This window comes from Alteromonas sp. AWJ4_197 (assembly GCF_056160285.1).
Genome location: NZ_JBSWWW010000005.1, coordinates 123,249 through 140,526, shown reverse-complemented (window position 1 = coordinate 140,526; position 17,278 = coordinate 123,249). Strand labels below are relative to the sequence as shown.

The window sequence follows — 17,278 nt, the reverse complement described above, 5'->3', positions numbered from 1 at the left end:
CACTTATCACAGAGATGCCAGCAGTGCAGAGCCTGTCGAATTCAATTGCGAAACGGTCTGGTCGAGGGCCAGATATTTATCCCGCAATATTTGTTCGTAGTTTGCCATTCTTAATTCCAGACGCTCACGATCATCATAAAGCTGATCACGGTCATCCTTCGCTGCACGCTCTCTTAAACTGATTAATCCACTGTATGAAGTGTATTGATCAGTGAACTCATAGAGTTTAACGGCAATACCTTCGTTTTCATCAGTAAATAATTTGGCTATTTCGTCAAAATTATCTTCAAGTGCATCTTCAAGGCGCTCATTACCGGAACCCAGACCGAAATCTGTGTCACCGATTTCCAGCTCACCATCGGAATTAAGCTCTACACCCAACTGGAATAAACCTCCAAGCGCAGAGGATGAAACACTGCCGCCGACAATCGAACCCAGTCCGGTCATGATGCCCCGCATCAGCGAGTCGCCGGCAAGATCACCATCGTCTTCCAGTTCAGATTCACCGTAACGGGTAAGGTTCTGCAACTCTTTGATGATGCCGTTATAGGTGTCGACAAAATCACGGATCTTTTTATCCAGGCCGTCACGGTCGTAACCAATTTCTAATGTTGATGTCTGAAAGCTCAGGCCATCAGCGGACTTTGGCGACACGCGCTCCGCTTCAAAAGAAACGTTCTGGATCGTGTTTTCAAATTCGTTGGTACTGCTCTCTACCACGATACCGTCAATGGTAGCCCGTGCATTGGTCGCAGACGTAATATTAGACGTAGAGATTAAACCGGCAGAAGTTGAGCTGCTTGTTGCCACGCGGTTAAGTTCTGCCGCACCGGTGTCGTTGACAATTTCCAGATCATTACCGTCTCCGGTCACATCAGATGTGAAAACCAGCTTAGGGCCGGCCGATGTGCCCGTGTCGATAATATTAGCATTCACACCAAAGTTATCTTCACTGTTGTTAATGGCTTCCCGCAGCTGCGCCAGAGTCATACCGGCAGACACGTTGATAGTAAAGGAATCGCCGGATGCCCCTACATTAAACGTCAGGGAACCTGAACCGGAGCTCAGTACAGCATCGGAAGAAGAAGAGAAATTACCGTCATCAGTGACAATACGGCTGCCCGTTGCCAGCTGCTCTACGGCAATTTCATAGCTGCCCCGCAGGGCAGAATTTGATGCATCTGCAGAGAGGATCTCTACATCTTCTTCAGGATTGGTAATAGTAGGCTCACGACCATTGATGTCGTTATCGCTGCGCAGTTTATCGACTGCGTCCTTAAAATCGGACAACAAGGATTTAACCTGCCCGAGACCAGAAATTTCAGCTTCAATACGATCTTCACGCTCATTCAGGCGCTCTTCTTTCGGCGTCCTTTCGGCCTCAAGCAGTTGCGTGACCAGATCGTCAAGCGCAAGTCCGGAACCAACACCTAACGATTGAATAGTCATTTGCTTACCTCATTTAAACTTTGTTGTTTACCAGCACTCCTACACTGCTGCCAACATCTTCCTGCAAGGTTTTAATCCGTTCCGCAAGCTTTAACACTTCATCGGACGGGATCTGCCGGATGACATCACCAGACTCAGAATCTTTAACAGTAACCACTGAACGATTAGTATTTTCGTCAACGGAAAATGCCAGGTTTCGATTCTGAACCTGTAGGAATGCTTCTACCTCACGCGCAGCAACTTCGATGTCTTGCTGAGCCTGACCCTCTCTGCTTACTATATCGGCAGCATCGGTCACACCTTGAGCATTTCGGGAAGAATTACGCTCTTCCTGTTGCTTCTCAGTTGCTGACGCATCCTGGTTTGCAGGGGCAGGTGTTTGCACACGTTGAGACTGCACTTCTGTAAGGTTTGAAGCAGCAAAATTTTGGCCAACTTGTAAATTTGCAATTTCCACGTTTACCTCCATTCTCAAACGGCCCGGACGGGAAACAGAACTCCCTGTTTCCCCCTAGCCTTTCAAGTACGGCTCTCTACTATTATCCTAGCAGAGACAGAGCTGTTTGTGGACGCTGATTAGCCTGACTCAGCACAGAAACAGACGCCTGCTGGATGATCTGATTACGGGTCAGTTCTGCAGTTTCAGACGCAAAGTCAGTATCACGGATACGTGAACGTGCAGTTGACAGGTTTTCAGAAATACTGCTCAGGTTACGAATAGTAGACTGGAAGCGGTTTTGCAATGCACCCAGGTCTGCCCGTGCAGCACCGATAGTAGAAATGGCGTTATCAATGGCCGTTAAGGCGGATGTTGCGCCATCTACAGTAGCAATTGACAATGTACCAACGCCCAGACCGGAAGCACCGTAACCGCCACTGCGTGACAGGTTAACACTGATAGTCTGACCAGCATTTGCACCTACCAGGAACGCGGCAGAATAACCGCCTTTCAGCAGGTCAACACCACCAAACTGAGTGTCGGTAGAAATACGGGAAATCTCAGTTTGCAGTGCCGCCACTTCTTTTTGCAGCGCCGCACGGTCAGAAGAGCTGTTAATACCGTTTTGAGACTGAACAGCAAGCTGACGGATACGCTGTAAACTGGTTGTTACCTCAGCTAACGCACCTTCAGTAGTCTGCGTTAATGAGATAGCATCGTTAGCGTTACGTACGGCCTGGTTTAAGCCCTGAACCTGCGTAGTCAGACGATCGGAAATTTGCAGACCTGCTGCGTCATCAGCAGCACTGTTAATGCGGAAACCTGACGACAGTCTTTCAAAAGATGTGCTTAGCTTATTGCCTACATCGAACAACTGACGCTGTGCGTTGAGAGCAGAAGCATTTGTATTTACGTATAAAGACATTTGAATACCTCCTGGGGATCCGTTGCATACAATGCTACAATCAAATCCTTCCTGTTCAGATTCTCCGGGTCACTACTCCCATTGAATCCCCTCTTAGCGAACACATTCGGTGAATCGCATCAAAGTAATTAAATTACCCCTCAGCTATAGGTATCGGCGACTTCTTGAGGATCTTTAGCTTTTTTTCGAAAAAAATTTAAAATAATCTCAAGCTATTGATTCATATCGATTTTATATGATTAAAAACAGCTAAAAAGTAGTTTTAGAGGAGTGTTGATAAAGATATTTAGTTTGCGAACGGGCAAAAATGTGCAAAATAGAAAAGTATAACTGGCACAACTTATGTATCTGAGAAAATACATAACTGATGCAAACGCCAACAATTTGACAATTAGTTGGCACAGGAAATGCTTAGATTAGAATGAAGATTTCTGGTATGAAAATAATGCCGGAGTATTCATCATCGACGTTTGATGAAAAGTTTCGCTCTTAAACAGAGAAGCAAATTACGGTGTTCCGGTACATCATATAAAAAAGGCCGGAACAGATGTTCCGGCCAATTTGCTCACGTTAGGAGATAGAGCAAACTTTTAAAATGTTTCCAGTCGGCTGGCAGGAAAATTAGTAGAATTAACTGGCCTCTCAACCAACACTTCTACCTCTCAGTCCTGTTAGCCGGCGTTTTCTTGCTACGGCCCCCACCCGGGGGCCGTTTTTCATGGGCTGGCCTCTCATTTCCTACCCCCATTTTTTACCCTTTATAATTACGCAGGGTATAGCGCTCTATTTATTATTAACCTCCGAGCAGAGATAACGCTGCCTGCGGACGCTGGTTTGCCTGTGACAGTATAGTTGTACTTGCCTGTTGCAGGATCTGATTGCGGGTAAGCTCTGCCGTTTCGGTGGCAAAATCTGTATCACGTATGCGGGATCTTGCCGCTGATACGTTTTCCGAGATGTTGCTCAGGTTGCGGATAGTTGACTGAAAACGGTTCTGTATCGCACCGAGATCTGCCCGTTTAGCATCAATATTGGAGATAGCCGCATCCACCGCTGTCAAAGTCACCGAAGCGTTAGACTCAGTAAGCACGTTAAGCTGGCTATTACCATTGGTCAGTCCCGAGAAGCCATAACCACCGGCACGAGAAATATTCACACCAATTGTTTGCCCGGCGTTCGCCCCTACCAGGAAGGCTGAAGAAAAACCGCCCGTCAAAATATCCACACCGGCAAACTGGGTAGTTTGTGCGATACGGGAAATTTCAAACTTAAGCGCAGATACTTCTTTTTGCAGTGCCAGCCGGTCCGCAGAACTGTTAATACCGTTCTGGGATTGAATAGCCAGTACACGAATACGCTGTAGTGCGTTGGTAATTTCCTGCATCGCACCTTCAGCGGTTTGAGCAAGTGAAATACCGTCGTTTGCGTTACGAACTGCCTGATCAAGACCCATGATTTGTGACGTCATACGGTCAGAGATTTGCAGACCTGCAGCATCGTCGCGGGCACTGTTGATACGGAAACCGGAAGACAAGCGTTCGAACGCAGTTGTCAGTGAATTTCCAGTGTTAAACAATTGTCGTTGTGCATTCAAAGATGACACGTTGGTGTTTACATACAGACTCATGGGTCTCTCCTAACAATTTAAGTAAGTGTTGTATTTATCTTTTTTATCAACACGGTTTTTTAAAATCTGGCACAGCGTATGCTAGATAAGCTATGTCAGTGATAATTCTCTGACACTTCCGGGTCACTCCCGGGAGTTGAGCGTCACGCTCTGCTGACAGGCAGGTATGTTGTTCCAGACCTCATACCTCTCACTACCTCCTGGCTTCATTCCTGCCGGTCGGCCCCATCAACTAGTAAGCACTCACTATCACTATTAAACCAAACTTTCCCTGACCTTTATTCTTCTTATTTTTTGAGGAAAATTGTCTGGTCTGATGATAGCCGGCAATGTTCGGTTGTTTTGCCGGAGTAAGCGGGCTTGTCAAAATATTGCCGCTTACCTGTCATCTCCTAACGATTTTTGTTGCCGGATATATTGCTTTTATTCTTTCCCGGCGGTGACAAATATTGTTTTTATTCGTGTCACTTTATTGTTTTTCTGAAGGTAGCCGGATGATTATTATTTTTGTTCCGTGCCCCTTTGCTTTATGTATCGTACGGGGACGAAATTTCCTTTAGCCTTTTTTTAAAAAAAGCAGAGAAAAGAGATATGATTTTTTGAGGATGATTGATTTTTAAGGAAAAAAATGGCCGGACAAATTGTCCGGCCAACCGCTCTTCGTTAGGAGAGAATGAGCGTATTCTCACGCAAAGGGCCTTACGAGTCACTACCTCCCGGCTTCATTCCCATGCGTTTTCAGCTATACGGGTGATTAACCCAGTAACTGTAAGGCTGCCTGAGGACGCTGATTAGCCTGTGACAATACTGTAGTACTTGCCTGCTGGATAATCTGGTTACGGGTCAGGTCAGCGGTTTCTGAAGCGAAGTCAGTATCACGGATGCGTGAACGTGCTGCCGATACGTTTTCTGAAATGCTGCTCAGGTTACGGATAGTAGACTGGAAACGGTTTTGCAACGCACCTAAGTCGGCACGTACACCACCAATCGCAGAGATTGCGCTGTCTACGGCGTCCAGCACGCTTGATGCGCCGGCAACTGTAGCAACTGTAGCATCGCTCATGCCCAGGCCACCGGCACTGAAGCCGTCAATACCCGCCAGATTGGCAGCAGAAAGGTTTACAGAGATAGTCTGACCGGCATTTGCACCAACCAGGAACTGCGCTGAGAAACCACCGGTTAAGATATCAACACCGTTGAACTGAGAGTCCGTAGAAATACGGGTGATCTCTGTTTTCAGTGCAGACACTTCTTTTTGCAGCGCCAGACGGTCAGCAGAACTGTTGATACCGTTCTGAGACTGAACCGCAAGCTGGCGGATACGCTGAAGCGCAGTTGTAGTCTCATCTAACGCACCTTCTGCTGTCTGTGACAGAGAAATCGCGTCATTGGCATTACGGACGGCCTGGTTCAGGCCCTGAATTTGGGTAGTCATACGGTCTGTGATTTGCAGACCAGCGGCATCGTCTTTTGCACTGTTAATCCGGAAACCAGATGACAGACGCTCAAAAGAGGTGCTCAGGGAATTACCAACATCAAATAATTGACGCTGTGCGTTTAATGCAGACGCATTTGTATTAACGTACAAAGACATAAGTCTCTCCTACACTCTCAGTCCAGCAGGGCTGGCTGCCGGAACAACCGGCGATTACAAATTAGTAGTCACCAAAACCTGAGGGGTAATTGATGAACTGGCTCTCTCAGTAGTGTTATCGACATGGGGGGATTTCCCTTTAATAAAAAAATACAAAAATTGCCGTAGAGCGGCAGACATTTGCCGCCTATACTCAGTTAACACTTTGGTTTTATAACTATTTTCTATGCCCGAAAAAATTTTAAAAATTGATCGTCTTTGCCGCATATCCAGCCCGTATGCCCATTCCGCCTTTACCGGGCTGATAGCAAATGGTGAAACATTTCTTTGCTGTTACCGCCAGGCACTGACCCATGTCAGTGACGATGGCAGGATTGAAGTGACGTCGATGACCGGTGACGGACAGGTGACAAACAGGCAGAGATTGTCATTACCGGGTTACGATTTGCGGGATCCTAAACTTTCCCGCGATGATAACGGGCGATTATGGTTAATTGCATTTGCCCGTCCGGTGACTCAGGCGACACGGGGAAACCGTTTTCAGATGGTGAGCTGGTTTTCCGGCTCCGGAAAAAGCTGGTCCTCTCCCCGTTTCTTTGGTGAACAACACTGGTGGTTATGGCGGATTACATGGCAAAACAACAAAGCGCTGGGTCTTGCTTACCATGGCGGCCCTCAGCAACTGACGTTATTTACCGGTCATCCCGGCAAGAATATGCAGCGTCATCCGATCCCGGCGATGTCTCTGGCAAGAGATAAGTTGGGCTACCCTAATGAAAGTGACATGCACATAAGCAGTGACGGTGTGATTACCGCACTGGTCAGACGCGATGCAGACAGTTTTACCGCGCAGTTAGGCACAAGCAAGCCACCGTTTAACCGCTGGTACTGGCGGGATTTAAAAACCTATATTGGCGGACCTGCCATGGTAATGTTGACGGAGGGATATGCACTGGTAGCCGGAAGACAGTGGACGGGCAAAGAACTGGTCACACAAATCTGGTTGCTGGATTTGGCGAAGGCTTCACTGGTGCCCTGCCTCACTTTACCGTCCGGTGGAGATAACAGCTATCCCGGCCTTGTGATTCAGGATGACACACTGTTTGTCAGCTATTACTCAGGCCATACCGACGATGAAACCCGCGTGTATTTCGCACGGGTTTCAGGCGTGAATAAGTTAAGAGATATAATTAAACAGGGAAAGGTTTGAAACTTTCGGGAATGTTGCCAGGGCTGCGCTCAGCGCAGCTTCCTGTTTAGCAAACTCAGCTGACGCTTCTGCATAATCAGTTTCTTCAATCTGTGCACGGGCATCTTTTGCGGTGATTTCCAAATCCAGATTAGTTTCATATATTGATTCCGCCACGTTCATCCGGCCTCCCAGCGAAGAACGCTCGAGATTAATACGTTCCATGCCGTTGTCCAGACCCACCAGCGCGTCGCCAAGGGCATCAGTTAACGCATCGCCGCTTAACGAATCATTAATCAGCTGATTGGCGATATCATTCAGCGTTTCCGCAACGTTTTTTTTCACCGGCGTATCCAGAGAGAAATTCACCGTATCTCCGGTGGTTCCGTCAAGGGTAAATGCCATCCCTTTAATGGTAAACGGCTCTCCGGACGTGAAATCTACTGTACCTTCCACGGCACCGGTACCGGTATTCGTCAATTGCACCTGTCCGGTACCCAGTACTGTCAGTTGGTAATTATTATTTGCCGCTGTCACCGGGTCATAATTTTTTTCGTAAAACTGATCAAACGTGCCCTGCTCTCCCACCTTCGCCGTTTGCACGGTGGCGCCGGCAGAACCGGTTACGGTGAAATCAAAACGACTGAGCACATTTTCAAACACTTCCTGTCCGGACGTACTGCGCTGCACCGTGACACTGTCTGAAAGCTTCACTGATGTCGCGCCCGAATCGCCGGTATAGAAAATAGCATTACCGGTGGCAGCGGGGTTGAAGGTAAAAGCCTGCTGCTGCGACTGATAGCCGGCGAAAATATAATTACCGGCAGCATCCTGCGTGTTCATCAAGTCGAACACCTCATTACGGATTTGCTCGAGTTCCACGCCGATTGCCCGTTTATCTTCATCGGTCATAATGCCGGAGCCCGCCTGCACAACCAGAGTCCGGGCACGGTTCAACGAATCATTAATATTGGTCAGTACTGCTTCCTGTTGTTCCAGGGCATTGGTCAGCAAGTCGTTATTACGCTGATACTGGGTAAGCTTATCCAGTTGTTCGGTGATACGGATAACCTTTGCAGCTCCCACAGGATCGTCACTGGGACGATTCAGTTTTTTCCCCGTCGCCAGCGCTTCCTGAGTATCTGCCAGGCCTTTCTGGTTATCCATGATGGCGCGGATATTTTGATCGTAAATCTGATTAGTTGAAATACGCATAAGCTACATTACCTCGCTGCCGATAAAATCGTATCGAACAACTCCTGAGCCGTGGTGAGAATGCGGGCTGCCGCAGCATAGGATTGCTGATAGCGAACCAGGTTCGCAGCTTCTTCGTCCAAACTCACGCCGGATGTGGAATCAAACCAGTTTTCCGACTGCACTTTCATCGCCTCGGCGGCATCCAGAGAAATTTGTGCCGTAGCAGATTTCTCACCAACCCGTCCAACCAGCGACGAATAAGCATCATGAAAAGTACGCTGTTTATTCGAACTGTCACTGCTTAATTGTACCAGGCTTTCACGCTGTAACGCCGCCATTTCTTCGGCGTTAGTATTGTCAGCAATCCCGTCAGTATTATAGGTCAGATTAAAAGAATCTCCCGCAACAGGAATGCCGCTCAGGCTGACATCGTAACCGGGATAATCATCCAGCGCACTGAACGCGGCCGGCCATGCCGGCCCTGAGCCATTCGCTTCCGCCTGTGCCAACAAATTGTCGAAACTGGTCACACCGGATACATTGGTTATGACGTTACCTGCATCGTCCAGCACCTGAAAATCACTGGCAGAGGTAAATACGATTTGCGCCGGTGCACCGACAGTACCACCCGGTGCGGCTGCCGCACTGTGTATACCGCCGGCGCCGTCAAAGGCTGACGCCTCAGCACCTAAAGCAGCATCAACTGTAGTATTACTTATGGACACTTTACTGACCGTGGCATCACCAAGGTTAGATAAGCTGGCTTCTGCCCGCAGTGGAGCTGCAAAGGCGAGATCTTCCGGCCGGTCCGTTGCCAGCGTGAGATCGGATGCCGCATATTTTGATGGCTGGATCAAAAACTCATTATCAACGCTGTAGCCCGTAGCAGCCTGAAACTCGACCTCAATGCCACCCGGCAATTCGTTGAAACCGGTTCCGACTGAGATCCCGGCAAATACCACATCAGCGCCGGAAGCGTCTTTCTTCGGCGTACCGTCACCATTTAACAGCTCAACCGTCACTGAAGTGGGAAAGCCTGCGCCGTTTACCGCATCAACGGTAATTTTATAATCTGCGTCGGTAAGCTGATTACCCTGCCCTGCGGTTACCTGTGCCCGTACGGGTAAGTTATCCGGTGTTCCGCTGAACGGTAAACCAGTAAACTCCGGCATGGAAAAAATATCACCGCCAAGCTGCAAGTCTAAATCCATACCAAGACGGTTTTGCTGGTTCACTGCATCAGCCATCGCCAGCGCCATCTGACCAATATCCCGTTGTGCCGGTCCGAGAATTTCATCGCGAAAACGGAATAAGCCCCCCAGCGAACCGCCAAGATCTTTTTCATTCACGTTGATAGCAGTATTCTGCTTATTAGCGAAATTGGTAGTGAGTTGCAGCTCTTTGAAAGTCAGATCAGCATCATTGCCCAGCTCGAACAGATTAAAACTGCCATCTTCCAGTACCAGCGACTCTCCGGATGATAAATTCACCACCACTGAGCCATACTGGTTTTCACGCACTTCCACTGACATCAGTTCAGCCAGTTCGCTGATCGCCTTGTCACGTTCGTTGAGCAATGCTCCGGGTTCTTCGCCACTGCCACCTCTGGCTGTCAGAACGGCGGTATTTAATTCACCGATACTGGCAATCAAACTGTTCGCCCGTTCAATCTGGCTGGTGAATTCCAGGTTCAGCTCTTCTTCTTTCGCTTCCATGAAGTCAGATAACGTGCTCATGCGGGACAACAATCCGGAAGCCTTACCCAGCACCGCTTCCCGTGAAGCAAGGTTAGTCGGATCATCAGACGCTGTTTGTATGGCAGCAAAAAACTGACTCAGACCGTCAGCAATGGAGTTGGCTTCACTGGCCAGCAGGTTATCCAGCGAGTTAGTTTTCTCCACGAAAGTTTCCAGCTCACCGACAGAGGTAATATCACGGCGTAACTGGTTTTGCGCAAAAATGCTGATAACCCGTTCCGTTGAGCCTTTACCCACACCACCTAAAATTGTACTTTCAAATACCGTGCGCTCGCGGACGTAGCCTTCCGTGTTTACGTTAGCTATGTTATTCGACGTTGTATTCAGCAGTTTGCTGCTGGCGGTAACCCCACTGTTAGCAATATTAAAAAGGTCAGTGCGGATCATGGTGTGACACTCCGTAACAGAACATCATAAGGTTGAGCAGGTCCGGTATTCATTGCTGATATCCCTGTACTGCATCACTGCGGTAAACAGCCATCACTTTACTGGCGTATTGCGGATCGGTGGCGTAACCGGCCTGTTGTAATTCATTAAAGTATTGCGATGCATCTGCACCGTTTGCCACAGCCTGCTGATAACGGGGTTGAGTACGGATAAAATCAACGTAATCGGCCAGTCCGGATTCCAGAGAATCATACTGACGAAAGGCTGCTTTGCGCCGTTCGGGTACACCATTACTGAATTCCAGGGTATCAACTACAGCCTGCTCACCCTGCCACTGGTTGTTGGCTTTGATACCAAACAAATTGTGCGTGCTGTTGCCGTGCTTATCGTGAATAACATACTGGCCCCAGCCGGTCTCAACGGCAGCCTGGGCGATAATGGCTCTGGCATCCGTACCCAGTGCTTCTGCGGCTTTTTCTGCGTACGGATAGAGGGTTTCTACAAAGTCCTGCTGGTCACTGAACATGGCGGCCTTGTAGGCGGATTGTGAACCGGCAGACGCGGAATCCAGCATTGTTGCCTGAGCACGGCTTACTGCCTCTGCCCTTTCACGATTGATTGACGACAGGTTGCCGTCGGAGCGCAGGGTACTTGCCGGACGGTAGTCCGGGTCCTGCTGACCAAGTTGCTTCACAATTAAATCAGCCAGACCAAGCCCGCCATTACTGGATAAGTCCACGGCCAGTTGTTGATCGTGCATATCGCGGTAGAACTTGACCTGCTCAGAGTTAAACGGACTGTCCTCATCAGCAAGGGCATCCTGGGCCTTGCGCATAGACTTCAGCATCATTTGCACAAAAATCGCTTCAAATTGCTGTGCCGCTTCCTGCAACACTTCACCGTTACCACTTGCCATGGCTTCACGCAGGTTATTAAGCCCGCTGATATCACTGGCATTACGGGCCATTTCTAACTGGCTTTGGGAAGTGTTTTGCAGATTCATCAGATAATCACCAGTTCACCACGAAGCGCACCGGCCTGACGCAGGGCTTCAAGGATTGCCATCAAATCGCCCGGGGCGGCACCCACTTCGTTCACGGCACGTACGAGCTGGTCAAGTGTTACGCCGGGCTCAAACTTGAACATACGGCTGTCTGCCAGATCCACATCCACAATAGACTGGGTCGTCACTACGGTGTTACCGTCTGCAAGGGCATTCGGCTGAGACACCTGTTGGTTCTCGGCAATCGTCACCGTTAATCCGCCGTGGGTGATAGCTGCAGGCAGCAGTACTACATCCTGGCCGATAACAATGGTGCCGGTACGGCTGTTAATAACCACCCGCGCCGGAGCGTCAGCAGGTTCGAAATCAAAATTCTCCACCGTCGCCAGAAAACCTACCCGCTGACCCACATCACGGGGGGCGGTAACACGGACAGATGCAGCATCAATAGGTGTGGCAATGGTATAGCCCTGATCCGGTTGCGCACCAAGACGTTCATTAATGGTATCGGCAAGCCGCTTTGCAGTAGAAAAATCCGGATAGTGCAGATTCAGTGTTAAGGTGTCGCCGTTGGCAAAACCGGAAGGAACAGTCTGCTCAACAAACGCACCGTTCGGGATGCGGCCAACAGTAGGTGTATTCACCACTATGCGTGATCCGTCTCCGCCCTGGGCACCGAAACCACTTACTACCAGGCTGCCCTGAGCAACGGCGTACACTTTTCCGTCAACCCCTTTTAAGAAGGTTTGCAACAATGTGCCGCCTTGCAGGCTGCTTGCTTCGCCAACAGACGACACAGTCACATCGATAGACTGACCGGGCTTGATGAATGGCGGCAGTTCAGCATGTACGGCAACTGCTGCCACGTTCTTAATTTTTGGCTTGGTATTCGGGTCCAGACTGATACCGAAGTTGCTGAGCATGGTGCGGAAGCTCTGTTCAGTAAACGGACTTTGTTCACCGGTCCCAGGCAAACCCACAACCAGTCCGTAACCCACCAGCTGGTTGCTTCGCACACCCTGAATACTGGCCACGTCTTTAATACGTTGTGCATCAGCAAGAGGCGCTGTAAATATCACAGCAGTTACAAGGAGAAATCTTAAAATTGTCATAAGTTGCTCCTAGAAAGGCCACACGTCGGAAGAGAAAAAGCGGGTAAGCCAGCCCTTTTCCTGTGCCCGTGCAAAGCTGCCTGTACCACTGTACTGAATGCGGGCATTGGCAATCTTTGTCGACACAATTTCGTTCTCAGGACTGATGTCCGCAGGACGGATAATGCCGGTCAGACGGATATATTCATCCCCCTGATTCAGCGTCAGCCATTTTTCTCCCCGGATCACCAGATTCTGGTTTGGCATCACATCAACCACGGTAACCGAGATAGCACCTGACAGGCTGTTGCTCTGGTTCGCCTGAGCATTACCGGTAAAATCATTCGACGAATTCAGTCCGAACTGAATGGACTGGCTTCCAAGATTAATGGTATCGCCACCCAGGCCGGTTATTGGTTGCACATCCACGCCGGTGCTTTTCGCTGTTGTGGTATCAGCCGTTTTGGACGCCGCGGTATTTTCACTCAGCGTAACGGTAATGATGTCGCCCACCCGGCGTGCGGTCACATCAGAATACAAACTGTTTGCCATGTACGGGCGGAACAGCGCCCCGTCCTCAGTGATCTGTTCCCGGGGAATATCGGGGATCACCGGAGCAAACGCAGGATCATTCGCCTGGACCGGTGGCTGCGGGGTACTGTTACATCCCGCCAGCATTACACTGATTGCGATAAAGCCAAAAATTCGCATGACATCACCTGTTAAAGCTGCTGAATCACCTGACCAAGCATCTGGTCAACAGAAGAAATTACTTTTGAGTTCATCTCATATAAACGCTGACTTTCAATCAGGTTTACCAGTTCTTCCGTGACGTTTACGTTGGAGGTTTCCAGCGTGCCCTGAGAAATCGTACCCAACCCCTGCAAACCCGGCACGCCCTGAATCGGCGCTCCACTGGATGCGGTTTCCACAAACAGGTTTTGTCCGGTAGGTTGTAAGCCGGTGGGGTTTACAAAATCAGACACGTTCAGCTGGCCCAGCACCTGAGGTTCAGCCTGACCACGTACGGAGGCAGAAATCTCACCATCCTGAGAAATAGTAATTTGCTGGGCATCTTCAGGTACTGCAATTTCCGGCTGTAACAGGAAACCGGCACCTGAGGTCACAATCTGGCCCTGATCGTTTAATGTAAACTGACCATTACGGGTATAAGCAATAGTGCCGTCAGGCTGCAGAATTTCAAAATATCCGCGGCCCTGAATAGACATATCCAGTGCATTTTCGGTAGTCAGCATATTGCCCTGAGTATGAGCTTTTTGCGTAGCGACCACTTTTGAACCGGAGCCCAGCATCAGGCCTGAAGGCAACTCAGTATCGGCCGACGAACGTCCGCCCGGCTGGTTGATATTCTGATACAGCAGATCTTCAAAGATCGCGCGATCTTTCTTGAAGCCTACGGTTGAGGCGTTTGCCAGGTTATTGGATACCACGGCAACGTCGGTTTGTGCGGCGTCTAGCCCAGTTTTACTAATCCATAACGCAGGATGCATATCGACCTCCTGACCACCGGCAACAGCATGTGGTCGTTAGTTAAAAATTAAATTATGCGAAGCAATTGATTACCACGTGTAGATAGCTCGTCAGCCTGTTTCATCAGCTTGACCTGCATCTCATAATGGCGCTGCAGGCTGATCATATTGACCATCTCATCAACCGCATTCACATTGGAACTTTCCAGCATGCCTGTTCTGACCATGACATTTGCGTCGGCATCGACTGCCGCGCCGTCTTTGGTTCTGAACAGACCGTCATACCCTTTTTCAAGGTTATTCAAATCAGGGTTAACCAACTTTAACCGGCCCACCTCTTCCGACACATTTTCCGGTGCGCCAACAGGACGGGTGGAAATGGTGCCGTCCATTGCAATATTCAGATTATCCAGAGGCACAGGCAGATAGATTGGCCCGTTGTCACCCATCACAATGTTGCCATGCATGTCTGTGAGCATACCGTCAGCACCAAGCTGAAAGCTGCCGTCACGGCTGTAAGCTTCCTGTCCGTCGGCGCCCTGAACGGAAAACCAGCCGTCTCCCTGAATAGCAACATCCAGGTCGCGGTTGGTCTGCACCATTGCACCGGACTCATAGTTATTAGACGGGCTTTCAGTCATGGAAAATACGCGGGTCGGCAACCCTTCGCCGTATGCCGGCATAGCTCTGGCCTGTTCAAGCTGTGCACGGAAACCTGTGGTTTGCGCATTAGCCAGATTATTGGCGCGCACTCCGGTAGCCAGCAGGTCTTGCTTGGCACCGCTTGCAGCAATATAGAGTAATTTATCCATGACTGACTTTTGACGTTTTAATGAACCTTACAGTGACAACTGCAATTCAAATGCCAAAAGTAAATTGACGTAAAGATGGGAAAGTTTGACGGTCTGCTGACAAAGTTTCCTGGCCTGACAACACGGGCGGAGGGTAAATTTCAGCGTGCAGAATGTGAGTGAACGCCCCGCTGCGGAAATAAAACAGGCCGGAAAACCGGCCTGCCTGAATGTCATACCACTGACGTATTAACGGATATTCAGAATTGTCTGGTTCAGCTGGTTATTGACCTCCAGCGCCCGTGAGTTTGCCTGGAAATTACGCTGAGCGATAATCAGGTCAATCAGTTCGGTAGTCAGATTAACGTTCGCCTGCTCCAGAGCTGATGAGTTAATTTCACCGTAGGTACCGGTTGTGGCTTCACCTGCCAGTGCCTCACCGGAAGCGATTGATTCTTTCCACTGGGTGCTGCTTTGCTGGGTCAGGCCCTGCTCATTTGAAAAGCGCACCAGCGCAACCCTTACAATAGGCTCAGAAGTACCGTTCGAAAAGGTTGCCCGAACCAGACCGTCGGCACCAATATCAATACCCGTTAAACGGCCAACCGGTAAACCATCCTGTTCCAGTGAAGTAACCTCAAACGCTGACGCAAACTGCGTCGGTTCGTTGGTGGTTGCTCCCGTCGGATCAAGGTTAAAGTCTATTGCAATTTGTTGTGACGGATCAGAACCGTTTGACAAAATAGTTCCACCTAAGGCTTCTGTTTGAATCTTCAGGTTAGTCTGAGCCACACCATCCGGCGATTCAATGCCCACAAAATCACCGCCCTGACTGAAAGACATTTTCGCCACGGTGACTGCTGAACCACTTGCAGTACCCACCACGTTAGTCGCCGTTGCCGGGTCTGAGTTAGTCCCGTCAGAGTTCACCAGATCGACGAGATTGTCATCAATGGCAGTAGCAACATACCAGTCATTAGTGGTTGTAGCCGCCGGGTCTTTGATGAAATAGTAAGTCATTACATGGCTGTCACCCAGTGAATCGTAAACGGTGACTGATGTGGCCGCGTTATAAGTCAGCGGATCGTCCGGATTAAATAATGTAGGGTCTAGTGCCTGATCCCCTGCCGGCAGGTTCATCCGGATATCCACTTCGCTTGTTTGTTGCGGCGAACCGGATGAGTCAGGAATGCGTACGGGGATAGTAGTACTTAATGCTACAGATGAACTTGTGCCATCTGTATTTACGGGAAACCCTAATAAGTTGTCACCGTTACTGTTAACCACGAAGTTATCTTCATCCAGCTTGAACTGTCCGGCACGGGTAAATGAGAAGTCCCGTGATGTGATTTCAGGCACCGTGGCAAAGAAGCCGTTACCTGTGATCGCAAGATCCAGAGAAGTATTAGTAAACTGTAAACTACCCTGAGAAAACTGCTGTGCCACATCTTGTGTCAAAACACCGTCACCGACTTTTGTTTTACCGCCTGCCAGCAATGACGATGCATAGACATCACCAAATTCTGCGCGGGACTCTTTAAAGCCCACCGTGTTGACGTTCGCGATGTTATTGGCGGTTACGTCGAGATCTTTCTGCGCGGCTGCAACGCCACTAAGTGCAATATTAAAAGACATAACTCTTTCTCCTGTTAACTGCCTATCTGGATGACGTCGCTAAGATTGATACTCACATCACCCGCCAAATTCAAAATAATGCCCTGACTGCTGCCAGTCATGCTGACACTGCCTACCTGCCGGTTAATAGCAGTAGGAACGGTTGTCCCTTCATTGTCGACGGTGCCGTTAGCATTAACCACATATTCTCCGGCCGGCATAGGATTGCCGTTTGTGTCTGTTCCGTCCCAGTTAAACTGGATATTTCCTGCCGCCTGCGTTCCTGCGTCAATGGTCTTAACAATTTCACCATATTGATTTTCGATGGTGATCTTCAGATCCTGCACGGTCTGATCGTTAACCAGTACGCCACTGAAGCCGGCACCTTCTTCTGCCATATAGCCTACATTACCTTCTACCAGCACCTGCTGACCAATCAGACTGGAAGCCTGCAATGCCTGGTTGGAGGTCATAGACGCGGCAAAGGATTCGAACTTTTCATTTAACTGGGAGATCCCGTCTGCCATCGTGAAAGATGTCATCTGGGCAACCATCTGATCATTGTCCACCGGTTTGGTCGGATCCTGATTCGCCAGCTGCTCTGTAAGCAATGAGAAAAAGTCTTCCTGAGTCAGGCGCTGTTCGCTGCCATCGGCAACGGCTACACCTTCTTCCTGCCAGTAGAGCTCTGAATTTAAGCCTGTCGTATTTGAAATAGTACTCAC

At 49.3% G+C, this 17,278-nt stretch carries 15 protein-coding genes; 1 reads left to right on the top strand and 14 read right to left on the bottom strand.

Annotated elements, in window-relative coordinates; all coding sequences use genetic code 11:
- Positions 1-6: 6 nt before the first annotated feature.
- From fliD to ACXAGC_RS12275, 5 genes are all read right to left on the bottom strand, one after another.
- Positions 7-1,449, bottom strand: a complete 1,443-nt coding sequence (gene fliD / locus ACXAGC_RS12295) for a flagellar filament capping protein FliD (protein ID WP_474844634.1) — start codon at positions 1,447-1,449, stop codon at positions 7-9.
- Between the two features lie 13 nt (positions 1,450-1,462).
- On the bottom strand, positions 1,463-1,906 hold the full coding sequence (locus tag ACXAGC_RS12290) for a flagellar protein FlaG (RefSeq protein ID WP_474844633.1): 444 nt from the start codon (positions 1,904-1,906) through the stop codon (positions 1,463-1,465).
- Between the two features lie 82 nt (positions 1,907-1,988).
- A complete protein-coding gene (locus ACXAGC_RS12285) occupies positions 1,989-2,813 on the bottom strand; it encodes a flagellin N-terminal helical domain-containing protein (RefSeq protein ID WP_349585016.1) in 825 nt (274 codons plus the stop codon).
- Between the two features lie 793 nt (positions 2,814-3,606).
- Positions 3,607-4,440 (bottom strand): flagellin N-terminal helical domain-containing protein, encoded by an 834-nt coding sequence (locus tag ACXAGC_RS12280; protein ID WP_474844632.1) that lies wholly within the window; start codon positions 4,438-4,440, stop codon positions 3,607-3,609.
- A 754-nt stretch (positions 4,441-5,194) separates the two neighbouring features.
- Positions 5,195-6,034, bottom strand: a complete 840-nt coding sequence (locus ACXAGC_RS12275; RefSeq protein ID WP_474844631.1) for a flagellin N-terminal helical domain-containing protein — start codon at positions 6,032-6,034, stop codon at positions 5,195-5,197.
- A gap of 226 nt (positions 6,035-6,260) precedes the next feature.
- Between ACXAGC_RS12275 and ACXAGC_RS12270 the strand changes: the two genes are divergently transcribed.
- A complete protein-coding gene (locus ACXAGC_RS12270) occupies positions 6,261-7,244 on the top strand; it encodes a hypothetical protein (protein WP_474844630.1) in 984 nt (327 codons plus the stop codon).
- Here ACXAGC_RS12270 and flgL read toward each other — a convergent pair.
- The 9 genes from flgL to ACXAGC_RS12225 form a co-directional block, all read right to left on the bottom strand.
- Complete coding sequence (gene flgL, locus ACXAGC_RS12265; RefSeq protein ID WP_474844629.1) at positions 7,212-8,438, bottom strand: flagellar hook-associated protein FlgL; 1,227 nt, start codon at positions 8,436-8,438, stop codon at positions 7,212-7,214. The genes ACXAGC_RS12270 and flgL overlap by 33 nt on opposite strands.
- Before the next feature lie 8 nt (positions 8,439-8,446).
- Positions 8,447-10,564, bottom strand: coding sequence for a flagellar hook-associated protein FlgK (flgK, locus tag ACXAGC_RS12260; RefSeq protein ID WP_474844628.1), 2,118 nt, complete (start codon positions 10,562-10,564; stop codon positions 8,447-8,449).
- A 49-nt stretch (positions 10,565-10,613) separates the two neighbouring features.
- The gene (gene flgJ / locus ACXAGC_RS12255) at positions 10,614-11,567 is read right to left on the bottom strand and encodes a flagellar assembly peptidoglycan hydrolase FlgJ (RefSeq protein ID WP_474844627.1); all 954 of its coding nucleotides are present in this window, start codon (positions 11,565-11,567) and stop codon (positions 10,614-10,616) included.
- Entirely contained in the window at positions 11,567-12,679 is a 1,113-nt protein-coding gene (locus ACXAGC_RS12250; RefSeq protein WP_474844626.1) for a flagellar basal body P-ring protein FlgI, read from the bottom strand. Before ACXAGC_RS12250 ends, flgJ begins: the two co-directional genes overlap by 1 nt.
- Before the next feature lie 9 nt (positions 12,680-12,688).
- On the bottom strand, positions 12,689-13,369 hold the full coding sequence (gene flgH / locus ACXAGC_RS12245; RefSeq protein ID WP_474844625.1) for a flagellar basal body L-ring protein FlgH: 681 nt from the start codon (positions 13,367-13,369) through the stop codon (positions 12,689-12,691).
- Between the two features lie 11 nt (positions 13,370-13,380).
- Positions 13,381-14,169, bottom strand: a complete 789-nt coding sequence (gene flgG / locus ACXAGC_RS12240) for a flagellar basal-body rod protein FlgG (protein ID WP_119500519.1) — start codon at positions 14,167-14,169, stop codon at positions 13,381-13,383.
- A gap of 47 nt (positions 14,170-14,216) precedes the next feature.
- Entirely contained in the window at positions 14,217-14,960 is a 744-nt protein-coding gene (gene flgF, locus ACXAGC_RS12235; protein ID WP_474844624.1) for a flagellar basal-body rod protein FlgF, read from the bottom strand.
- A 228-nt stretch (positions 14,961-15,188) separates the two neighbouring features.
- On the bottom strand, positions 15,189-16,574 hold the full coding sequence (flgE, locus tag ACXAGC_RS12230) for a flagellar hook protein FlgE (protein ID WP_474844623.1): 1,386 nt from the start codon (positions 16,572-16,574) through the stop codon (positions 15,189-15,191).
- Between the two features lie 14 nt (positions 16,575-16,588).
- Entirely contained in the window at positions 16,589-17,278 is a 690-nt protein-coding gene (locus ACXAGC_RS12225) for a flagellar hook assembly protein FlgD (protein ID WP_119500516.1), read from the bottom strand.

Excerpts from the sequence above, each read along its gene's own strand:
- fliD (WP_474844634.1), bottom strand. The coding sequence starts at position 1,449 with ATGACTATTCAATCGTTAGGTGTTGGTTCCGGACTTGCGCTTGACGAT.
- ACXAGC_RS12285 (WP_349585016.1), bottom strand. The coding sequence starts at position 2,813 with ATGTCTTTATACGTAAATACAAATGCTTCTGCTCTCAACGCACAGCGT.
- ACXAGC_RS12280 (WP_474844632.1), bottom strand. The coding sequence starts at position 4,440 with ATGAGTCTGTATGTAAACACCAACGTGTCATCTTTGAATGCACAACGA.
- ACXAGC_RS12275 (WP_474844631.1), bottom strand. The coding sequence starts at position 6,034 with ATGTCTTTGTACGTTAATACAAATGCGTCTGCATTAAACGCACAGCGT.
- ACXAGC_RS12270 (WP_474844630.1), top strand. The coding sequence starts at position 6,261 with ATGCCCGAAAAAATTTTAAAAATTGATCGTCTTTGCCGCATATCCAGC.
- flgL (WP_474844629.1), bottom strand. The coding sequence starts at position 8,438 with ATGCGTATTTCAACTAATCAGATTTACGATCAAAATATCCGCGCCATC.
- flgK (WP_474844628.1), bottom strand. The coding sequence starts at position 10,564 with ATGATCCGCACTGACCTTTTTAATATTGCTAACAGTGGGGTTACCGCC.
- flgJ (WP_474844627.1), bottom strand. The coding sequence starts at position 11,567 with ATGAATCTGCAAAACACTTCCCAAAGCCAGTTAGAAATGGCCCGTAAT.
- ACXAGC_RS12250 (WP_474844626.1), bottom strand. The coding sequence starts at position 12,679 with ATGACAATTTTAAGATTTCTCCTTGTAACTGCTGTGATATTTACAGCG.
- flgH (WP_474844625.1), bottom strand. The coding sequence starts at position 13,369 with ATGCGAATTTTTGGCTTTATCGCAATCAGTGTAATGCTGGCGGGATGT.
- flgG (WP_119500519.1), bottom strand. The coding sequence starts at position 14,169 with ATGCATCCTGCGTTATGGATTAGTAAAACTGGGCTAGACGCCGCACAA.
- flgF (WP_474844624.1), bottom strand. The coding sequence starts at position 14,960 with ATGGATAAATTACTCTATATTGCTGCAAGCGGTGCCAAGCAAGACCTG.
- flgE (WP_474844623.1), bottom strand. The coding sequence starts at position 16,574 with ATGTCTTTTAATATTGCACTTAGTGGCGTTGCAGCCGCGCAGAAAGAT.